Consider the following 18,843-nt stretch of genomic DNA (forward strand, 5'->3'; position numbering starts at 1 on the left):
TAACCGGAGCTTTGTAATATCAAATCAGGTGAAGCAATATCAATAAGCGCTTCCCGAATTTATATTACAAAAATCATGGAAAACCAAAATTCAAATAATCCGGACAGCAACGCACCAGCCGCGGTAATCTCAGTAAGTCCTATTGTTCTTTCGGCGCCCGGTCGTGGCGAAGATTTACAAATACGCGTTTCAGCACCTATTACGGGACAACAATTGCCGGTCATTGTCTTTGCGCATGGATACGGCAGTTCGCTGGATGGTTATGCGCCGCTGGTAAATTTCTGGGCCGCAAGAGGCTTTGTTGTAATCCAGCCCACCTTTCTCGATTCAAGGACACTTGCACTCAGCGCAGACGATCCCAGAACCGCTTCGATCTGGCGTTTCCGTGTTGAAGATGTCAAACGTATTCTTGATAATTTAACTTCGATTGAAGCTTCAGTACCAGGACTGATAGGCCGCCTGGATACCAGCCGAATCGCGGCGGTTGGGCATTCGTTTGGAGCACAAACTACCGGGATGCTTCTGGGAGCAAGGATTATCGGTTCGGATGGGGCGTTGGGTGAAGACTTGTCTGACTCTCGAATCAAAGTAGGCGTGTTGCTTACACCAGCGGGAAAAGGCGGAGCAGATCTGAGTCATTTCGCGGCAGAACATTATCCATTTATGAACCCAGGTTATGCTGAAATGACCAAACCAACGCTGGTAGTAGCCGGTGATAACGACATTTCTCCACTGACCGTCCGCGGATGGGATTGGTTTACAGATGCATACACGCTAAGCCCCGGCGCCAACTGGCTGGTTACTTTGTTCGGAGGTGAGCACTTGCTCGGCGGGATTTCGGGATATCTGGTAACGGAAACATCCGATGAAAATCCTGAACGCGTAGCAGCAGTGCAGGAGCTTACCTGGGCTTACCTGCGTTCTGCACTTTACACTAAGGATGATGCCTGGATAAATGCACGAACCGAGTTTTTGGAAAATGCGAAACCGTTGGGGAAAATTCAGGGAAAGTTTATATAACCTGCTAATTATGAAAAGCCAGTCGATTGGCTGGCTTTTCATAATTAGCTTTTTTTAAAATCATACAATTTAGCCATTCGATTTCTTCTCATTTATTTGTCCGTTCTCACCTTGTTTCAATAGGTGTCTGATTGAAGTCAAATGACCAAATAAGACGATCGGAACTATAAAAGTGGGCAGCCAGCTAAACGGAAAATTTAAAATTGCAATATTCGGTTGTTCAAAGGCGAATTTCTGGATGGGTGAAGGTGCGGATAATAAAGCATTCACTACAATATTAGCCAAAAGTCCAAGACAAATGATATTCCAGATTAAAACTACGTTGTTATTGATTTTTTGTTTTGTTAAGCCAAAATAAGCAATAAAAGGTGCAGTTATTCCTGCCAGAATGTCGAAGTTTCGTCCCTCAAAAGTCATCAGTTCGGGAACTGCTTTACTTAAAAATAACCAATACAAGACGATCTCTACCGGAATTCTGACAACATTTAAATAAGTCAGATTTTTGGGTGGCAAACTATCAATAAACCGTCTGCCTTTTTTGGTGGCAAACAACAAGATGATTACTAAAATAGCCGGAAGAATTCCGGTTAACATTATTTTGGGAGGAAGAGAATTTGTGTTTGTTTTGTAAATGTCATTCAGCGTCAAAACAGCCTGAAATGTTAACCAGATTGTAAGTCCAAAAAAGATTAAAAGTGATTTTTTTCTTGTCCGTTTCGAACATGAACTCCTGATTGTCCAAATAAAAAGGAAAAGGGTTGTTAGGGTTGTTAGTCCAAATGTCAGGAATATGTATGCGGGTAAGTTATAAATCATCGTTGATATTTTTTCAACTGCTTGCAACTAGATGTAATAGCTATTCTGATAATCAAGCAATTATGAATATTTGGCGGATCAATCATTCAAAGAATTGATGCCCTGCTGTTTTAGACGGTCAAGGTGCGCTCTCATTGCTGCAATCTGCTCAGCCGGATGTGATTGCCAACCGCTAATTTCACCTACAACTTTAAATGGCTGGGTCGAACGATAAGATTTGGTTGGATTGCCTGGGAATTTTTTGTCGGTCAGGTCAGGATCATCTTCGATTTCTCCCAATGGTTCTACCAGATAAATTCTTTCCCGTCCTTCGCCAAAGGCTAATTCTGCTCCCCAGATCGCGGCATCCAGGGTAGCGGTCAGGAAAATATATCTGGCATTTTTTCTCGCATAATTAGAGTTGAAACCAACTTCGATCAGGTCACCGATTTCCAAATCTGCTTTTGTCCCGTGAAAGTAGGTTTGGGCAAACGGACTTGGGCTGGATTTGCTGCTATTTTGTTCCATTGTGCTTTTGAATTTGTGCTAACCAATCAACCAAATCTATACTCATTTGATAGTTCTGCTTCATGCTGTTTTAAATATTTGGCCCAGAACTATTGCAGTTAAAATAGCACTTTGACGGCCCAATATAGCACAAAAGCTCAAAAGTATAACAGTTGAGCTTTTGTTTATCGGATTTTATAACGCCGGTGCAATATGTGTATACGCTTATTTTTACCTTAGTGAGCGAAGCCTGGTTTTATTGCCTTCTGTATCAGTAATATGCAAAAAAACAATTTTTTGGTACTAGTTTCATTCGTTTGGACAATTATTATTCCCCTGTTAAATTCACATTTTTACTACCTGTTCGTTGTTCTTGATTTTAGTTTTGCGTGACTGTTATTGTACTCTTTTCCTTTTTTTGGATGTGTAAATTTCAATGCGGACCAGGTTTCATTTACGCTCAAACAATTACTCTCAACAAGCCCGAATTCGTAACCAACCTGAATAACTTTTGGTAAAGAAAGATCTGTATTTAACTGTCCGCCTTTTGGCCAGGAAACCCAAAGCATTCCATCGAGGCTCAGCAGTCTTTTTAGTTTCGGAAAAATATCCTCCTGTTCACTTTTTTGCTTTACAAATAAATGAATGTAATCAAATTCGCCTGTCGGTGTTTTTGTTATTTGTACATCAGGAAGATTAAGCGCTTCGATCGCTTCATCCGGAGCGTTAACAAAAAACGTCCTGGCATTTTCCTTAATACCCATTTTTTGTGCGACGGTTCTCATTTGTTCATTGATTGTAAAATCTGCAAGTAGTTTGAAATCAAAGTTGCACCAGAGTATACAGTGAACCGTAATAGCCAAATTTACAAAAAACTTTCAAACGTAAAAAGAAAGCGTGGTTGAAAGCAGATCGCCAATAGTGCCGGCATTTTACTTAGCATTATTTTTTTCAAAATTGGTTTCCAAAAAGTCAAAAATCAAGTAGAAATACTTTAACGGTTCTGAATGTCCGCCTTCAATGGCCTTATGCTCAAAGTGGTAGCTGAAATTTTTACTTTTTAGTCTTTCTACCATCATTTCCGCCATCGGTGTTGAAGGGCAGATTTCATCTTTGGTTGCGGACAAAAACAGCACTGGTCCTTTAATTTGCTCGACTTTTATGGCGGCTTTTGCAGCAGCCAGCGTGTCGTTTAGCATTGCTTCAAACGCACCTCTCAAATTCCCCCTCATCAAAAAGGGAACAGCCGGATCATTCACCGGTACGAATGGCAGTTCTTTATTTTGATACGTCCAGCAGGAAGTGGAAAAGTGATTGGTATGCCCCGGGAAGACAACATTACTGCCAACAATACTCAATACACAATTTATATCTTTATAGTAGCTTGCCAAAAGTAAAGCCAGATCTGCGCCTCTGGACCCGCCAATTACGGCGATTTTATCCTTGTTAACGTAGCTGTTATTACCGGCAATTTTTATCGCATTGTAGACATCTTCAATTGCGATTTTATTCAATGTATCGGGAGTTCCACTGGCCCCAAAGTATCCTAATGCCAGAAAAGCATAACCTTTTTCGAGAAATTTATCTCTTGTCTTTTTCCAGTGATCACTCGTCCAGGCGTTGCCTCCCTCGGAACCTCCCAGGCCCACAATAAGTGGTTGATTTTCACTTTTACCTAAATACAAAACACTCTCAACGTTAGGTGTTTGTAAAAAGATTTGAGCAAATGTATTGGCCGAAAGTATCAGCATTGAAACCAGGAGCATGTATTTAGAGATATTTGCCATTTTTATCAGAATTAAATGATAGCACAAATATCTGTTGCCGTATTTCAATAACTTTTGACCTGGATCAAAAAATCATTTTTCAGCTCTTATTCTGCTTAAAGTTTCCTGTGTGATGCCGAGATAGGAAGAAACCATACCTAGGGAAATACGGTGATGAATGTCGTGATAGGTTTCGCAAAAATGCTGATATTTTTCTTTTGCCGTTGTAAAACGCATTGAAGTTATGCGTTCCATAAAATGGCCAAATGCGGTACCCATTGAAAGTCTTGCATATCGTTCCATCTCAGGGAAATTGTCAAACAGAAAGACAAGATCTCTGACGTTTAAACAAAAACAATCTGTTGGTTCAAGAGAATCGATATAATAAATATCCAACTTTTGCTGCATCAGACTTCTGGGCGAATTAACCCATTCGTTTTCTGCACTGAAATACTCGGTAATCTCTTTTCCGTCTTTGATAAAATAAATTCGCAAAAGTCCTTTTTGAATAAAGTAACTCTTTGTACAAATGGTGTCTGCACTATGAATCAGCTTACCCTTTTTAAAGCTTTTAAATACCATTCGGGTAGCGAGCTCATTTTTTAATATGGGGCTGAGTTTTATATACTTTTCAAAATGTCTGAAAATTTCCTCCGTTTGTTCGATTGCCAATTTGATCCTGGTTAAGTGTCAGAATGCATTTTAGTGAAATATTCAAAAGAAATGTGTAACAAGCTTAATTAAGTTTTTGCTGCAAATTTTGAAAGTACTGTGTCCAGGCATTTGAGCACTGCCCGTAACATTCTATCTGTGGTTTTAATCCTTCATGGGTAAAGGTTAACTGCGCTTCGGTTTCTGTTATTTCCTGAATGTCAAAAATAAGCTTCGTGCCTGCCCATTCGTTTGGATCACTCAAAAATGCCAGATTGCTTTCCGTCACTTCCCATACAATTCTTTTGTAGGGAATCAGCTGTTTTAATATTTGCTCAGAAAAGTGCATTCCACCACCTGCGGAAAAAGAAAAGGTATCATTTTCCTTTTGGCTTTCACCTGTAATAATCTCATCGTAAATCCCCGACCACCATTGCTTCACATCCAGCAAGAGTTCATAAACCTGCTTCGGCGATTTGTGGGTTATAAAATTTCGTGTGTAATTATCCATTTTATTTCGTGGCTTTTTATCACAAAATTAATTTTTTGATTGCAATTTAGGATGTGTTATTTGGACATTCTGGTGGGTGGATGTGGACAGGAATTTTTTTGGAAAAATGTGGTCGTGACCAGATGAGATCATCATGCTGAGAAATCTGGAATTAGTAGTCCAACGATTACAAAAATCAGTGTTGGTTTTACAAGGTTAAATTTCACTCAATTTCGTCCGTTCGTTTATATTCTACTGTTTCGTGCCACGCTTTTTTGGGTCTGCTGGCTGGATAACCATTTTCCAAACGATATTTTTTGCGTTCTTCGGTAAAGTTCCACCAGGTTTTTTTTGTGTCATTTGTATTTGCGTAGTTTACAACCAACCTGAATTGGTCTTCAACGCAAGGGTCTACCCAAAATCCTTTTTTTTGTTCGTAATCGTCTGTCAGTTTGGCTCCGTCTTTGTTTTTTAATTCGTTGAGTGAATAATAACCTAAAAACACAAGGTCTTCGGCAAATTTTATTCCTATTGACGGAACGGACTGAAATTCTGCCAACGCATAAATTTCTCTCGCTCGTTCAGTTGTAGCGTTTAGGATCACTTCCAACTCGTCAGTTGCGAAGTCAGGAATATTGGCAATTTTGATTTTGTTCTTTCTCAAATTCGCTTTTTCAATATCCGTCAGTGGCAGTTTGATGTTTATCTTATTTTTCATCTTTGGTAAAACTTACTTATCCAATGGTGCTCTTAAAAATAATTATAGGATTTTTAGTTTTTATCCTGTCCGTTTATGAACGCTTTGTCCTGTGGGGGCGGGAGTTAACGTATTGCGGGCTTTGTTTTGTGGTGGGAATCAAGGAATGTCAGCCCAACCCGTAACCAAAAGTTAAATTGAAAAAATGAAGATGAGCCATTTTTCGTCAGCTCACCATAACACAAAAACCCATGTTGGTGGTTAGTGCTTGTCAGCAGAGGCAGGCAATATATTTTCTGCAATTGTTTTGTTACCTTGAGAAATAGTAAAATAATAATTTTCTATTACGTTATTTCTCAACAAGTTACCTGGTATCGTCTTGATAGCCAAATATGGGTCAACAACGTCTGCGTACAAAGTCATTTCACCACTACCAATATCTCCATCATCGCAACGTCCGTTTCCTGTCCACCCAAGATGTTCAGTTATAAAATTTCTATACTTTTCTCGTATGTCAAGGTCTTCTGTTGTCCCCCAAGTTTTTAATTTGAAAGTAATAGCCAAGGTAAATTGCTTTTCATTAGATATTTCTGAAAATCCTTCTTTGATTTTGTCTGCAATTAGAGAATTTATAGAGTCTTTTAAGTTTGAAATGTTGTCTGATGATACAGTTCTTTGTTCTCCATAAGTACCCATTATCCCCCAATGAACTACTGCGGTTTTGTCGTCATTATTCCAGGTTTCCCAATAGGAAACTCCATCAGTATTTTTCTTATACAGCCTAAATAAAATTTGGTCTCGGCTATCAAAATAATTTTTCAATACTAATTTTTTTGTCGGCTTGTTTTTAGAATTAGAGGTTTGTCCGCAACTGGAAAGTGCAGAAGTAATAACGGTGAGAATAAGAAAGTTTAGTTTTAAAAATCTTGTCATAGTCGAATGGTCGTTTAGCATTACTGCCAACGTTGAAGCGTTGGCCTTGTGGCACATATAGCATTCCGTCAGCCGAATATAGTACAAAAGTTAACCGGGTCGCCGGTGCGATAGTAGTACAGCTTTTGAGCCTATATTCGTCAGCCGCCATAATGCCAATGCAATGTTGGTGGCTGCCTTAATGTCCGTCCGAAGGTGTGATGCTTCGATCATTTCAGCCCTCCAAATATATTTGATAATTCAATCTCCTTTGTATGTAACTCGGCTTCGTCTTTCGGCTTTGAAAAAAGGTTTCGAAACTTTTGCCAAGCACTTGTCTTGGTAAAGTAAATTGTATTGGGATAACTCTCTTGGTCGCTGTCATAGTCCATGAACACCTCTGATTTTATAAGGTGTCCGTCTTTGAAGTATTGAATCTCTTTACCTTTTAGACCTTCTCTAAGTTGTTTATCAATAGCTTGAACGTTAATGTCAATAAATTCAAGTCCTGGTCCACCGTAAGATTGTCCAGAAGAAAAGTCGTAGCGATAAAAATATTCAACTTCCTGTTGTCTGTTATACCCTTCTGTCAGCGGATTTTCAAATTTCCAGTAGATGAGTGTCTCGTCTAAATAGCCAACTTTGATTTCAGTTTTATCACTCTTGTCAAGTGGAACATATTTTTCAATAATTGTTTGTCCGTGTAATCCCACTTGAATACGGTCATACTTTTTTGTCTCCTCAAATGTCGTTTTGAAGTAATCCTTCCAATTATCATAGTCGTGCCTGTTTAACTTAATCATTGTCATTATTAATACTCCAGTTGAGGTTTGCATGGTGGTCAAAGGTTGCGGCTAACGTTTTGGGGCTTGGCGATGTGGCGGAAATCGAAGCACAAAATTTCAGTTTTGTGGAAAAGTTTAATCGAAGAACTGAAATTGAATTTAGCACATCAGCCGCCATATTGCCAAACCGATGTTAGCGGTTCGGCTTTTTGTCTTATTCGTTATCTCTTTCATTATCAAATCGTCCTATGTTGGTCAGCTAAACAAGGTTCTGCATATCCAATTATTTCATTTTGTTCTAATTCGTCAAGATTTTGTTTTATTAATTTGTAGTCAATCAAAGCTGGAATTTCCATTGAAAAATATCCGTCATTAACTTTTTCCGAAACACAACCAAGGTCTTCAAATTTATTTCGAATAGAATTTATGTCTGTTGATTTGTCCATAAGCACAACTTGTATTGTTGAGTTACCTGAAAATTCTACGGTTTTTCTATATGTCAGCATTTGTTGCTGTTGGTCAAATTCCGCAAATACAACGTCGTCAGAAGCGACAAGTGGTGCATAGAATGGAATATTGTCAAGTTTATAAAGCCCTTTGCTCTTGTCAACAATTGTAGCCCACAAAGTTTCAACCATTTCTTCGTCAAAAATGTCACTATGAAATTGAAATAATATCTTCACGTTGTAGTCTTTCATATTCATTGTTTTGCTTCTGTACTTTTCTACAAACTCTTTGGCATCTCTCATATTTTCTGGGTAATTAACCAAGGTTTCAAGCTTTATAAAACCATTTACTGTTTTGGTCACATTTTCGTATATGTGCTGATAATAAAATCCATTGTCAATTAGAAACCTAATAGTCTCCCATTTTTTGTCTTCGGTCTTTTTGGGAGGCCGAAATCTATGTGGTAAAAGTGTCATTGGCTTACCACATTCTGAACAAGGATAAGTTAATTCAGAAACGCTGTCAAAAGGTCTGTTAAGTGATATTTTACATTCTAAACAAACTTTTTTATGTCCCATTGTTTATTGTATGGTGTCGTTCTAAGCTGACCGCTAACGTTTCGGGCTTGGCGTTGTAGGGGAAATAGAATTCCGTCAGCCAAACTACAACAAAAAGCCAAATTGAAAAACGAAAGATAAGGATTTGTTCGTCCGCCCTTATAACGCCAAACCCTTGTTGGCAGTAGTGCTACTAGTCAATGTAAGGGTCCATAAGTCCTTGTGACTTGTGTCCTTGCTTTGCTGATAATTGTCCTTTGTTTATACTTGTACTTATTTCGTTTGAATAAATGTAATGCCCTTTTGAGATTGCAAGTCTGTACCTTATTTTGGTCTTAATTTTTCCCGTAAACTTTGGAATTACAAAAATCCAAAATTGATTTGTCTTTATGTAAATGTTGTGATAACTATTTCCACACCAACTACTCGGTAAATATTCAATAGGTTTCCATTCATTTTTGTAAAAAGCTTCAGCAACAACGGAAAGTCTGCTGTCCGAAGCTTCAAGCCTTAATATCGTATCAGATTTATTTCCCAAATACAAATTGTAAGCATTGAATTTGTCAGCAATTGTTATAGTTTTCGCTGTGTCGATTTTTAAAAATATCCCTGTCTCACTAAAAATCAAACTGTCGTTAATTTGTTTTGCAAAGTTGTCCGAAGTGCCAAAACCGCCTGCTGCTGTTGAGTCTTCAATACTTGACTTCGCATAGATTTGACCTCGAAGTTTATAATTAATGTTCAAGTCCTTCTTTGTCTGTCCAAAAGAAGATAAGTTGAGTATTATTAAAGCAAATGTCAAAATGTGATATTTCATAATCGGTGTCTTTGCTTACTGCCAACTCCGTAATATACGAAAGTTTTGTAGTACTCTTTGTATTTATTTAATATATATCAATAAATAATATAACTATTATAAGAATTGTTGCCAAGTAATTACGGCTCCTATTGCAAGTTACAAGGCATTACTTTATTCTTTTTTCAAATGTAACTGATCGAACGGACTTTCAATTTTTTCTATCTTTAAATTGCTTACATGGGTGTAACGCATGGTAGTCTGTATATCATTATGACCGAGTAACTCCTGTATCAATTTTATGTCGGTTCCTCTTTCGTGTAAGTGAGTTGCGTAGCTGTGTCTTAGGCTGTGAAAAGTAACAGGTTGTATGATTTTAGCTTTATTTTTTGCTCGCTGGAATATTTGCTGAAGGCTTCGGGTACTGTAACGTTCATCTTTATACTGACCCTCAAAAAGCCAGTCGCCCGGTTTGTACGATGCATAGTATTTTCTGAGCAGGTCTAAAATTCCAGGCGACAAAACTACTGTTCGATCTTTCTTGCCTTTGGCACCCTTGATATTGATCACCATCCGTTCTGAATGAATATCTCTGATTTTAAGATTGACAACTTCACTCACTCTCAGTCCGCCCGAATAAGCCAGGAAAAGCATTGTTTTATGCTTTAGATTTTCTAGTTGGCAAAATAAGCGTTCAATCTGACTGATTGCCAATACATTAGGCAAGATAACTCTCTTCTTCGGCCGAGGAATTTCTATAAAGACCTTTGGCCGCTTCAAAACTTGCTCAAAGAAGAATTTAACCGCATTCATTCGGCTGTGTATCGTATTTTCTGTGAGCTTAAGGGTATTGATACAGTACAAAAAATAATTGCGTAGCTGTTCCGGTTCTAAATTATTTACTTGTTTATCTTTGATGATATACAGCAGCTGCGCGAATTCGTTGATGTAGGTTCTTATCGTACTCGGACTGTACGCTTTCAGTTGCAGGGTTTCTATGTAAAGCCGGAGTGCAGGTTGATTTACGTCAGAAATATGTGCCATCACTTCTTTTCCGGCCAGAGGTTTCGGCTCTAATCCAAATTTTTGTCGATAGTGATGGCTATCTGCTACATACCACGCCTTTTGGGAGTTGCTCCATTTGGCACCGGTTAGCTTTCTGGCTCTTTCATTTAGTTCAGTGTTGTAATCAAACCGAATAAATATCACTTCTTTACCGCTGTGGACAGCAATTTCATATTTAATGCTATTGTTGATCATGACTTGCGCTGTTTATGGGTGAGGCATCCGTTTTCTTGTCTAACATAATCAGCTTGTCGGCAATGATCTCGGTGACCTGTTTCCTGGTTCCGTCGTTGCTGTCATAAGTTCGGGTTTTTAGTTTCCCTTCTATGTATACGAAGCTGCCTTTTCGGAGATATTTGTCAGCCAGCTCGGCTAACCCTCTCCACAATATGACAGAGTGCCAGTCGGTGTGTACATGTTGTTTTCCGGCATTGTCTCTAAATGTTTCGGTAGTTGCCAAAGCTATTTTGGCGACAGATATGTTGTCCTGTAAGTGTTTTATTTCAGGATCTTTACCCAAATTCCCTATGAGAGATACTTTATTTAGTGTTTTCATGAATAATTATAGTGTGTGTTAAATGATTGCTTTTTTCAAATAAGCAGTGTAAAGCTAATAAAATTGTCAAATCTCCATGACCAAACTCTTTTTGGTTTATCGAATTTAATCCTAACAAAAAAAGGGACATCCCGAAAAACTCGAGACATCCCTTTCCAAAACAATATTACTTTAAAAATCAACCCAGATCAAACCGGCCCAAATTCGTAATCTTAGTCCAAACCTTTACGAAATCTTTTACAAATTTGTCCTGAGAATCTGCACTGCCGTACACTTCTGCAATTGCTCTCAGTTCTGCATTGGATCCGAAAACCAGATCTGCACGGGTCGCTGTCCATTTTGGCTGGCCGGTTGTACGGTCAGTACCCAGATACTGATCTTTATGTTCGGAAATAGCTTTCCATGCTGTACGCATGTCAAGCAGGTTTATGAAAAAATCGTTGGTCAGCTGGCCCGGGCGTGTGGTGAAAACACCGTTTTTAGAACCATCAAAATTGGTATCCAACACCCGCATACCACCAACCAAAACCGTAAGCTCAGGTCCTGTTAATGTCAGCAACTGTGCTTTGTCAATCAGTAATTCCTCTGTCGACGTAGAGAATTTTGCCTTTTGGTAGTTGCGGAAACCATCGGCAGCCGGCTCTAAAAATGCTATTGATTCAACATCGGTTTGCTCCTGAGAAGCATCCATACGGCCCGGAGTGAAAGGAACGGTAATAGTATTTCCAGCTGCTTTTTCAACACCAGCATTACCCGCCATAACGATCAGATCCGCGATAGAAACTTTTTTACCACCTGCCTGATTAAATTCTTTTTGAATTCCCTCAAGCACATTCAGTACTTTTTGCAGTTGCGCAGGATTATTAACTTTCCAGTCCTTCTGAGGAGCCAGACGAACACGGGCACCATTTGCACCACCACGTTTGTCGGAACCGCGATACGTTGAAGCCGAAGCCCAGGCTGTGGATACCAGTTCGGAAACTGTCAATCCCGACGCCAATATTTTTGCTTTCAGGTTTACAACATCAAAATCCTGTACCAATTCATGGTCAACCGCTGGAATAGGATCTTGCCAGATCAATTCTTCTGCCGGTACATCAGGACCCAGATATCTTTCTTTCGGACCCATGTCGCGGTGTGTCAGTTTGAACCAGGCACGTGCAAATGCATCTGCAAATTCGTCAGGATTTTCCAGGAAACGTCTTGATATTTTTTCGTAAGCCGGATCAAGTCTTAAAGCAAGATCGCTGGTCAGCATGGTTGGTGCGTGTTTTTTGCTGCTGTCAAAAGCATCAGGAATAATCGCATCTGAATTTTTGGCAACCCACTGGTGTGCACCGGCAGGACTTTTGGTTAATTCCCATTCGAAAGCGAACAGGTTTTCAAAAAAGTTATTGCTCCATTGAGTCGGTGTTTTGGTCCAGATTACTTCCAGTCCGCTGGTGATGGTGTCAGCGCCGGCGCCTGTGCCATAACTGTTGCTCCATCCCAGGCCCTGCGATTCCACATCGGCAGCTTCCGGTTCTTTTCCAACATGATCGGAAGGAGCGGCGCCGTGGGTTTTACCAAAGCTGTGTCCACCCGCAATCAAAGCAACTGTTTCTTCATCATTCATTGCCATCCGGCCGAATGTTTCACGTATATCTCTTGCAGAAGCGATCGGATCAGGATTTCCATCGGGACCTTCCGGGTTCACATAAATAAGACCCATGTGTGCCGCACCAAGTGGTTTTTCAAGGTCACGTGTATGGATATTACGTCCGGGATCTTCATCCGACGATACTACGCCATGTCCTTCAACACCCGGTGAACCCTGTCCGTAACGTTCGTCATTTCCCAGCCAGGTTGTTTCCGATCCCCAGTAGACGTCTTCGTCCGGCTCCCATACATCAGCACGACCTCCGGCAAAACCGAATGTTTTAAAGCCCATCGATTCCAGAGCAACATTTCCGGTAAGGATCAGAAGATCCGCCCATGAAATTTTCTGTCCGTATTTTTGTTTAATCGGCCAAAGAAGCCTGCGGGCTTTATCAAGACTTACGTTATCAGGCCAGCTGTTTAGCGGAGCAAAACGCTGCTGTCCTGCACCTGCACCACCGCGACCGTCACCCACACGGTATGTTCCCGCACTGTGCCAGGCCATACGGATAAATAATGGGCCATAATGCCCGAAGTCGGCCGGCCACCAGTCCTGCGAGTCGGTCATCAGAGCATGAAGATCCTTTTTTACAGCTTCAAGGTCCAGGCTTTTAAAAGCTTCGGCATAATTAAAATCTTCTCCCAGCGGATTTGACAGGGAAGAATGCTGACGAAGGATGCTTAATTTTAGCTGGTTAGGCCACCAGTCACGGTTTTTGGTTCCTGCGCCTCCAACATTCTGTTTCACAGGTGTGCTTTGATCCAGCGTTCCGTTAAGAAACGGGCATTGACTGCTGTCGTTTGATTCGTTCTCCATTTTTATAAGTTCATGATTAAAATTAACTTCCAGCACCGGTATCCTGTGCGCGCCGATAAAATTAGAATATCGAAAGTAATAATCACAATCGATTAATTCTATATTTTGATAGTTAATATCTATTGTCCGCAAATTCAGTAAGTCTTTGCTTGAACAAATTCGGTTGACTCTGACCTTTGCATACTGGTTACTCTCAAAAACAAAAGCGCACTCGGGGCGCGCTTTTACTAATATTCAGACAAAAATTAATCCAATTTCCATTTCGGTCTTTCGAAGTGGCAGGTATATCCACCGGGATTCTTTTGCAGATAATCCTGATGTTCAACTTCTGCATTCCAGAAATCGCCCGCCGGAACAACTTCTGTGACTACTTTTCCCGGCCATACTCCGGAAGCGTCCATTTCTGCTATCAGATCGTTGGCGGTATCGCGCTGTGATTCATCCAAATAAAAAATAGCCGAGCGATAAGATAATCCAATGTCATTTCCCTGACGATTTTTGGTTGTCGGGTCGTGGATCTGGAAGAAATATTCAAGCAATCCACGATAAGTCAGTTTTGCAGGATCAAATGTGACCTCAATTCCCTCTGCGTGCGTTCCGTGGTTACGGTAGGTTGCATTAGGTACATCGCCGCCAGTGTAACCTACCACTGTTGTAATTACGCCCGGGTAGTGTCTGATCAATTCTTCTACTCCCCAAAAGCAACCACCTGCCAAAATGGCTTTTTCAGTATTCATATAATTTGTTTTTTGATGTAGTAAAGTGAAGGTACAAATTCTGTGCCCTATACAGTCACCAACACATTTTATGCTGAAATGGTTAAATCTCAACTGCGATTGCTAGCGTTGCAGATTGAGGGAGACACATGCCGGTTTACGAACAAGCTATTTTATCTGACCGAATTGCCGCTCCGGCTGACAAAATTCTCATTTTAGCCGGAATTTTTCAGAAACAGGCTTTCTGCGGTTTTATCCATCAATGACCTGCATTGATCACATCATGCCGACCGTTGATCACAACAAATTTTATGTAGCAATTTGATCGTGCACCTTTGTTTTGTCATCACGGACAAAGTTTCATTCAAACACATAAAACAATTCAAAATCATGAAAACGACGATCAAATTATTCGCAGTGTTATGTACAGCTTCATTTCTTTTCAGCTGCCAGGAGCCGGAAGTTACACCGGTTTCCAATCAAGTTAAAGAAACAAGCGGCACGCCCCGGGAAAACATCACAGATATGTCCGTAAAAGAAAATGTTAGCCGGCCCGAAGAAGTTACCTTTTAAGCGAAATTTCCTTAAAACTGATCATCCGTAAAATTCAAAAACATGTTAATTATTGTATTTATCGTTAGTCTTTCATTTATTATTTTGGGACAAGCCGGGAATAAGTGGTTCTCACTTTCTGTCTTTTCCCAAAAACTATTCGCTGTTCTGGGCCAAATGGGAATTGGTTTCTTTGCAGGATTTGCTGCTTATGCTTCTGCAAACCATACGTTAATCGGATTTCTTACGGGATTCCCGGCTCACTAAAATGAGGTGCTGAATTTAGGATCTGTTTTTTATAAATAATTCGTAAATATACTGAACCTGCTTGCCGACAAATTTTCACAAGGTGTGGGTAACGGTAAAAAACAATAGCTAGCTTAGGATAGAAAAGTGAAGGATTTTATTTGTCTGATAATCAGTTAAATGTAATAAAAGATAAGTGTGAAAATTTTCGTTTTCTGTTGGTGGGTTAAAATATGCTAAACTTGCAGATCTAATTTCGTTCATTGATCAGCAATGAAGTAAAGACGCATATGGTACTCAATCAGTTACATGAACTTATCCTGAAATTTGTTGAAAATACAGATAAGCCAATATTTTTAACAGGAAAAGCGGGCACGGGTAAAACGACTTTTCTTCATCATATCAGAACGACGGTTTCAAAAAACATGGCTGTGGTGGCGCCAACAGCGGTTGCGGCTATCAATGCGCAGGGAGTTACTTTACATTCATTTTTCCAGATTCCATTCGGGCCCTTACGTCCTTCAACAGAAAGTTCTGCTGACCAGGCACCGCTAAAACAGATAAACCAGGAAAAGGCAAAAGTACTCCGAAATCTGAACCTGCTGATCATTGACGAAATAAGTATGGTCCGGGCCGATACCCTGGATTACATCGATTCGATTCTGAGGCAGGTAAGGGCATCGTCGCGGCCGTTTGGCGGGGTGCAGCTGCTGATGATCGGGGATCCGTATCAGCTACCGCCGGTCTATCAAAATGACTGGCCGGTGCTTTCAAAGTTTTATAGTGGTCCTTACTTTTTTGATAGTCTTGTTTTTAACAAATTCCCCTTCTTAACATTCGAACTGACACAGGTTTTCCGGCAAAAGGATCCTGTATTTATTGATATCCTGAACGGCGTCCGTAACGGAAAATCAGATAGCAGTATGTTTGCTAAGCTCAATGCCCGCCGGCAAGCTGTGGATACAAATGTGCTGACAGATTATGTCACGCTTTCAACGCATAACAAACTTGTCAATGATATAAATCAACTCCGGCTCAGCCAACTTCCCGGAGAAGCGCATGTTTTTAAAGCCATTGTTTCAGGTGAGTTTCCAAAAGAAGCTTTCCCGGCTGAGGAAGAGCTGGTGCTTAAAGAAGGTGCTTTTGTGATGTTTATCAAAAACGATACTTCCGGCAAAAAGCAATATTACAACGGGCGCACCGGACGTGTTACCAGCATCGAAGACCGGCGTATCCGCATTACTTTTCCGGATGACGGATCCGATATTATTGCCAGTCCGGAAATTTGGCAAAACGTCAAATATGCCTTATCGGATACAGATGGGAAAATCAAAGAATCCAGTGAAGGTTCTTTTGCGCAGTTTCCGTTGAGACTGGCCTGGGCAATAACCATTCACAAAAGTCAGGGGCTAAGTTTTGAAAAGGCGATTATTGATGTCAGTGCTGCCTTTGCTCACGGACAGACTTATGTTGCACTGAGCCGCTGCCGGAGTCTGGAAGGGGTGATTCTTAATGAACCCGTAAAACAGGAGAATATCTTCAGCGATCCGCTGATTGTCAGCTTTATGCAAAAGGCGCTGAGCGAAAAACCGGATATGGGACTTTTGAATCAGACCATACTTGATTCGGATCAGCAGGCACTTTTAGATTTGTTTGATTTTTCTGTTCTGTATGGTTCCTGGAAACTGTTTCAGATCCTTCTGCAAACCAATGTATCTGAGGAAAGTGCGCTTTCGGATAGATCAAGAGAAGTAAATACGATTCTGACAGATGAAATAGTTAAAGTTTCCAACAGGTTCGTAAAAAACGATCTTTCCGTTTTACTCACTGGTTCAGGCATATGGCAATCTGACGCCGCCATGGACAGGTTGAAAAAGGCAGCGGGATACTTTTTTTCAATACTGGAAAAGCTGGGTGAAACGATAATGCTGATTTATTCAGAAAAAATATCCGGTGATGTTACGGTAGATTTTTATCCGGGATTAAATCACTTGCTGTTGAATTTAACGATGAAAAAGGCAGCTTTTGACATTTTACCGGAGGCCTCTTCCGGAAAGGATATTTCAGATACGCTCATGCTGGCTGGCGCGTCCTTTCAGCCTGTTATATTGGAGCTCAATCCTAAAAAGCGGCCAAAAGAAATCGAAATTATAAACCCTAAACTTTATGAGCAGCTGGTTGCCTGGCGTGAGAAAATTGCCCTTCAGCGGGGTGTGCAGCAATACGCCTTCGTTTCGGATGCAGTACTGAGAGAAATTTCGGCGAAATTGCCCAGATCGTTAAGCCAGCTATCCCAGGTTAAGAATTTCGGAGAAGTAAAAGCCACAGACTTTGGCAGCGAGTTGCTGAGAGTAATAGGGAATTATCTGGGTGAAAACGAGTTACTTTTTTAAGTGAGTTGATTCTCATAAAGTAAATGACTTATGAGAATCAACAATTGATAAAACATTAATCAATCGATCATTTTGTTGTTCACTTTTACATTCGTCAGATTAAAATCCTGCACAACGGTTTTGTCGTAATCCGAATTTTTGGCAGTAATATTCAGATTTTCAAAGTAGAATTTCGATAATTTATCATATTCACCCGGACTTACATCAAAAAACACATCGCATTTCAGGTTGATGTTTTTAAGGCTGATGTTGTCACAGTAGGATAGGGGAACGTCCTTTCTGCCTTTTAAATCAAAAAATTGCTTCCATGGTTTTACATAAATCAGGCTATATGCATAACCGTCAATGTTTTCTACGCTGACAAACTCATACTTTTGAGGAGTATCCGGCCGCATTTTTAGCCAGAGCACACGCATGGCGTTGGTGATATGGCAGTTTCGCATCACGATATTTTTATTGTGTATGGCCTCGCTGCCACAAGTGAGTGCCGCATGACAAAAGCCAAATTCACAATCTTCAATAATGACATTTGTATTGGCTCCGTTGCCCGGGTCGGTATCCGCGTAAGGCCCTTTTCCGCCTTTTAACGCAATAGCATCATCATTAACGGCCAGGTAACAGCCTTTGATCAGCACATTACTGCAAACATCCAGGTCAATGGCGTCGGTGCTCGGTGCCTTTATCGGTTCGTGCGGAGCAGTAATGCGGACGTTAATAATCTTGATGTTGTTACACTGATAATAGTGGCTTGTCCAAAAACCGGAATTCTGAAGGCGGACATCCTGAACCTGCACATCATTACTTTTCCAGATAAAAACCAGACGCGGGCGGGACACTTCCAGATTGGTACAATTGGGGTTTTCTTTTCTTCTTTGCCAGAATGCTTTCCAATAATTAAGCCCGTTGCCGTCGATAATGCCTTTGCCTGAAATCGTAAAACCGTTTACCCCGTAGGCATTAACAAGCGCCGGAAAATAATCCAGATTTTGCCCTTCCATCCTTGAAGCCATGATCGGGTAGTCGGCAATTTTGTCTGATCCTTTCAGCATACCGCCTTCCGAAACATAAAGATGGGTTTTGGGTTTAAAAAACAAAGCCCCGCTTAAAAAGGTCCCTTTTGGAATTACAATTACGCCACCGCCTTGCTTACTGGCAAGATCAATTATCTTTTGAATGGCAGCTGTTTGTACAACATTACTATCTGTTTTTGCACCGTGTTTTGTTATCACATACTGTTTACCCAAAGTCTTTAAACTGATCTTTGAACTATCTGAAAACCAAGCAGGAATTTTTGTGCCATCCGGAAAAGTAACAGATTTTCCACTTTGTGAAAATGTAAGAAAAGGAACACAGAAAAGGTATAAAAGGAGCGAACTGAATTTTACCATAGAAGAAAATCGGATGTTAGTACTGATCACAATTTGTAAATTTTTGTTT

General features: G+C 40.4%; 20 protein-coding genes. 4 read left to right on the forward strand and 16 right to left on the reverse strand.

Annotated elements, in window-relative coordinates:
- The first annotated feature begins 75 nt into the window (after positions 1-75).
- Entirely contained in the window at positions 76-1,020 is a 945-nt protein-coding gene (locus tag E0F88_RS04245; protein ID WP_131956884.1) for an alpha/beta hydrolase family protein, read from the forward strand.
- 69 nt (positions 1,021-1,089) lie between these two features.
- Here E0F88_RS04245 and E0F88_RS04250 read toward each other — a convergent pair whose 3' ends face one another.
- From E0F88_RS04250 to msrA, 15 genes are all read right to left on the reverse strand, one after another.
- Positions 1,090-1,836 (reverse strand): DUF8737 domain-containing protein, encoded by a 747-nt coding sequence (locus E0F88_RS04250; protein WP_131956885.1) that lies wholly within the window; start codon positions 1,834-1,836, stop codon positions 1,090-1,092.
- A 78-nt stretch (positions 1,837-1,914) separates the two neighbouring features.
- The gene (gene arr / locus E0F88_RS04255) at positions 1,915-2,343 is read right to left on the reverse strand and encodes an NAD(+)--rifampin ADP-ribosyltransferase (RefSeq protein ID WP_131956886.1); all 429 of its coding nucleotides are present in this window, start codon (positions 2,341-2,343) and stop codon (positions 1,915-1,917) included.
- A 335-nt stretch (positions 2,344-2,678) separates the two neighbouring features.
- A complete protein-coding gene (locus E0F88_RS04260; protein ID WP_131956887.1) occupies positions 2,679-3,107 on the reverse strand; it encodes a hypothetical protein in 429 nt (142 codons plus the stop codon).
- A 147-nt stretch (positions 3,108-3,254) separates the two neighbouring features.
- Positions 3,255-4,109: an acyl-CoA thioester hydrolase/BAAT C-terminal domain-containing protein gene (locus tag E0F88_RS04265; protein WP_131956888.1), complete on the reverse strand. Its 855-nt coding sequence runs from the start codon at positions 4,107-4,109 to the stop codon at positions 3,255-3,257.
- Positions 4,110-4,181: 72 nt separating this feature from the next.
- On the reverse strand, positions 4,182-4,760 hold the full coding sequence (locus E0F88_RS04270; protein WP_131956889.1) for a Crp/Fnr family transcriptional regulator: 579 nt from the start codon (positions 4,758-4,760) through the stop codon (positions 4,182-4,184).
- Positions 4,761-4,824: 64 nt separating this feature from the next.
- Positions 4,825-5,250, reverse strand: coding sequence for an SRPBCC family protein (locus E0F88_RS04275; RefSeq protein WP_131956890.1), 426 nt, complete (start codon positions 5,248-5,250; stop codon positions 4,825-4,827).
- Positions 5,251-5,452: 202 nt separating this feature from the next.
- On the reverse strand, positions 5,453-5,947 hold the full coding sequence (locus E0F88_RS04280) for a helix-hairpin-helix domain-containing protein (protein ID WP_131956891.1): 495 nt from the start codon (positions 5,945-5,947) through the stop codon (positions 5,453-5,455).
- A gap of 240 nt (positions 5,948-6,187) precedes the next feature.
- Positions 6,188-6,859: a hypothetical protein gene (locus E0F88_RS04285; RefSeq protein WP_131956892.1), complete on the reverse strand. Its 672-nt coding sequence runs from the start codon at positions 6,857-6,859 to the stop codon at positions 6,188-6,190.
- A 209-nt stretch (positions 6,860-7,068) separates the two neighbouring features.
- Positions 7,069-7,674, reverse strand: a complete 606-nt coding sequence (locus E0F88_RS04290; protein ID WP_131956893.1) for a hypothetical protein — start codon at positions 7,672-7,674, stop codon at positions 7,069-7,071.
- A gap of 185 nt (positions 7,675-7,859) precedes the next feature.
- Positions 7,860-8,648 carry a DUF4265 domain-containing protein gene (locus E0F88_RS34210; protein ID WP_229213673.1) on the reverse strand — a complete coding sequence of 263 codons (789 nt, stop codon included), beginning with the start codon at positions 8,646-8,648 and terminating at the stop codon, positions 7,860-7,862.
- A 172-nt stretch (positions 8,649-8,820) separates the two neighbouring features.
- On the reverse strand, positions 8,821-9,444 hold the full coding sequence (locus tag E0F88_RS04300) for a hypothetical protein (RefSeq protein WP_131956894.1): 624 nt from the start codon (positions 9,442-9,444) through the stop codon (positions 8,821-8,823).
- A 153-nt stretch (positions 9,445-9,597) separates the two neighbouring features.
- Positions 9,598-10,683, reverse strand: coding sequence for a tyrosine-type recombinase/integrase (locus tag E0F88_RS04305; protein WP_131956895.1), 1,086 nt, complete (start codon positions 10,681-10,683; stop codon positions 9,598-9,600).
- Positions 10,670-11,044 carry a single-stranded DNA-binding protein gene (locus E0F88_RS04310; protein ID WP_131956896.1) on the reverse strand — a complete coding sequence of 125 codons (375 nt, stop codon included), beginning with the start codon at positions 11,042-11,044 and terminating at the stop codon, positions 10,670-10,672. The genes E0F88_RS04305 and E0F88_RS04310 overlap by 14 nt, the downstream gene beginning before the upstream one ends.
- Positions 11,045-11,222: 178 nt before the next feature.
- Positions 11,223-13,499, reverse strand: a complete 2,277-nt coding sequence (katG, locus tag E0F88_RS04315; protein ID WP_131956897.1) for a catalase/peroxidase HPI — start codon at positions 13,497-13,499, stop codon at positions 11,223-11,225.
- A gap of 245 nt (positions 13,500-13,744) precedes the next feature.
- The gene (msrA, locus tag E0F88_RS04320) at positions 13,745-14,236 is read right to left on the reverse strand and encodes a peptide-methionine (S)-S-oxide reductase MsrA (protein WP_131956898.1); all 492 of its coding nucleotides are present in this window, start codon (positions 14,234-14,236) and stop codon (positions 13,745-13,747) included.
- A gap of 369 nt (positions 14,237-14,605) precedes the next feature.
- On the opposite strand from msrA, the gene E0F88_RS04325 reads away from it, so the two are divergent.
- The 3 genes from E0F88_RS04325 (at position 14,606) to E0F88_RS04335 (ending at position 17,406) form a co-directional block, all read left to right on the forward strand.
- The gene (locus tag E0F88_RS04325; RefSeq protein ID WP_131956899.1) at positions 14,606-14,788 is read left to right on the forward strand and encodes a hypothetical protein; all 183 of its coding nucleotides are present in this window, start codon (positions 14,606-14,608) and stop codon (positions 14,786-14,788) included.
- A 42-nt stretch (positions 14,789-14,830) separates the two neighbouring features.
- Positions 14,831-15,034: a hypothetical protein gene (locus tag E0F88_RS04330; RefSeq protein WP_131956900.1), complete on the forward strand. Its 204-nt coding sequence runs from the start codon at positions 14,831-14,833 to the stop codon at positions 15,032-15,034.
- Between the two features lie 269 nt (positions 15,035-15,303).
- Positions 15,304-17,406, forward strand: a complete 2,103-nt coding sequence (locus tag E0F88_RS04335) for an HRDC domain-containing protein (RefSeq protein WP_131956901.1) — start codon at positions 15,304-15,306, stop codon at positions 17,404-17,406.
- Between the two features lie 59 nt (positions 17,407-17,465).
- On the opposite strand, the gene E0F88_RS04340 is transcribed toward E0F88_RS04335, so the two are convergent.
- Positions 17,466-18,794 (reverse strand): rhamnogalacturonidase, encoded by a 1,329-nt coding sequence (locus E0F88_RS04340; protein ID WP_131956902.1) that lies wholly within the window; start codon positions 18,792-18,794, stop codon positions 17,466-17,468.
- Positions 18,795-18,843: the final 49 nt, after the last annotated feature.

The sequence above is a fragment of the Dyadobacter psychrotolerans genome (assembly GCF_004349265.1).
Classification (GTDB): Bacteria; Bacteroidota; Bacteroidia; order Cytophagales; family Spirosomataceae; genus Dyadobacter; species Dyadobacter psychrotolerans.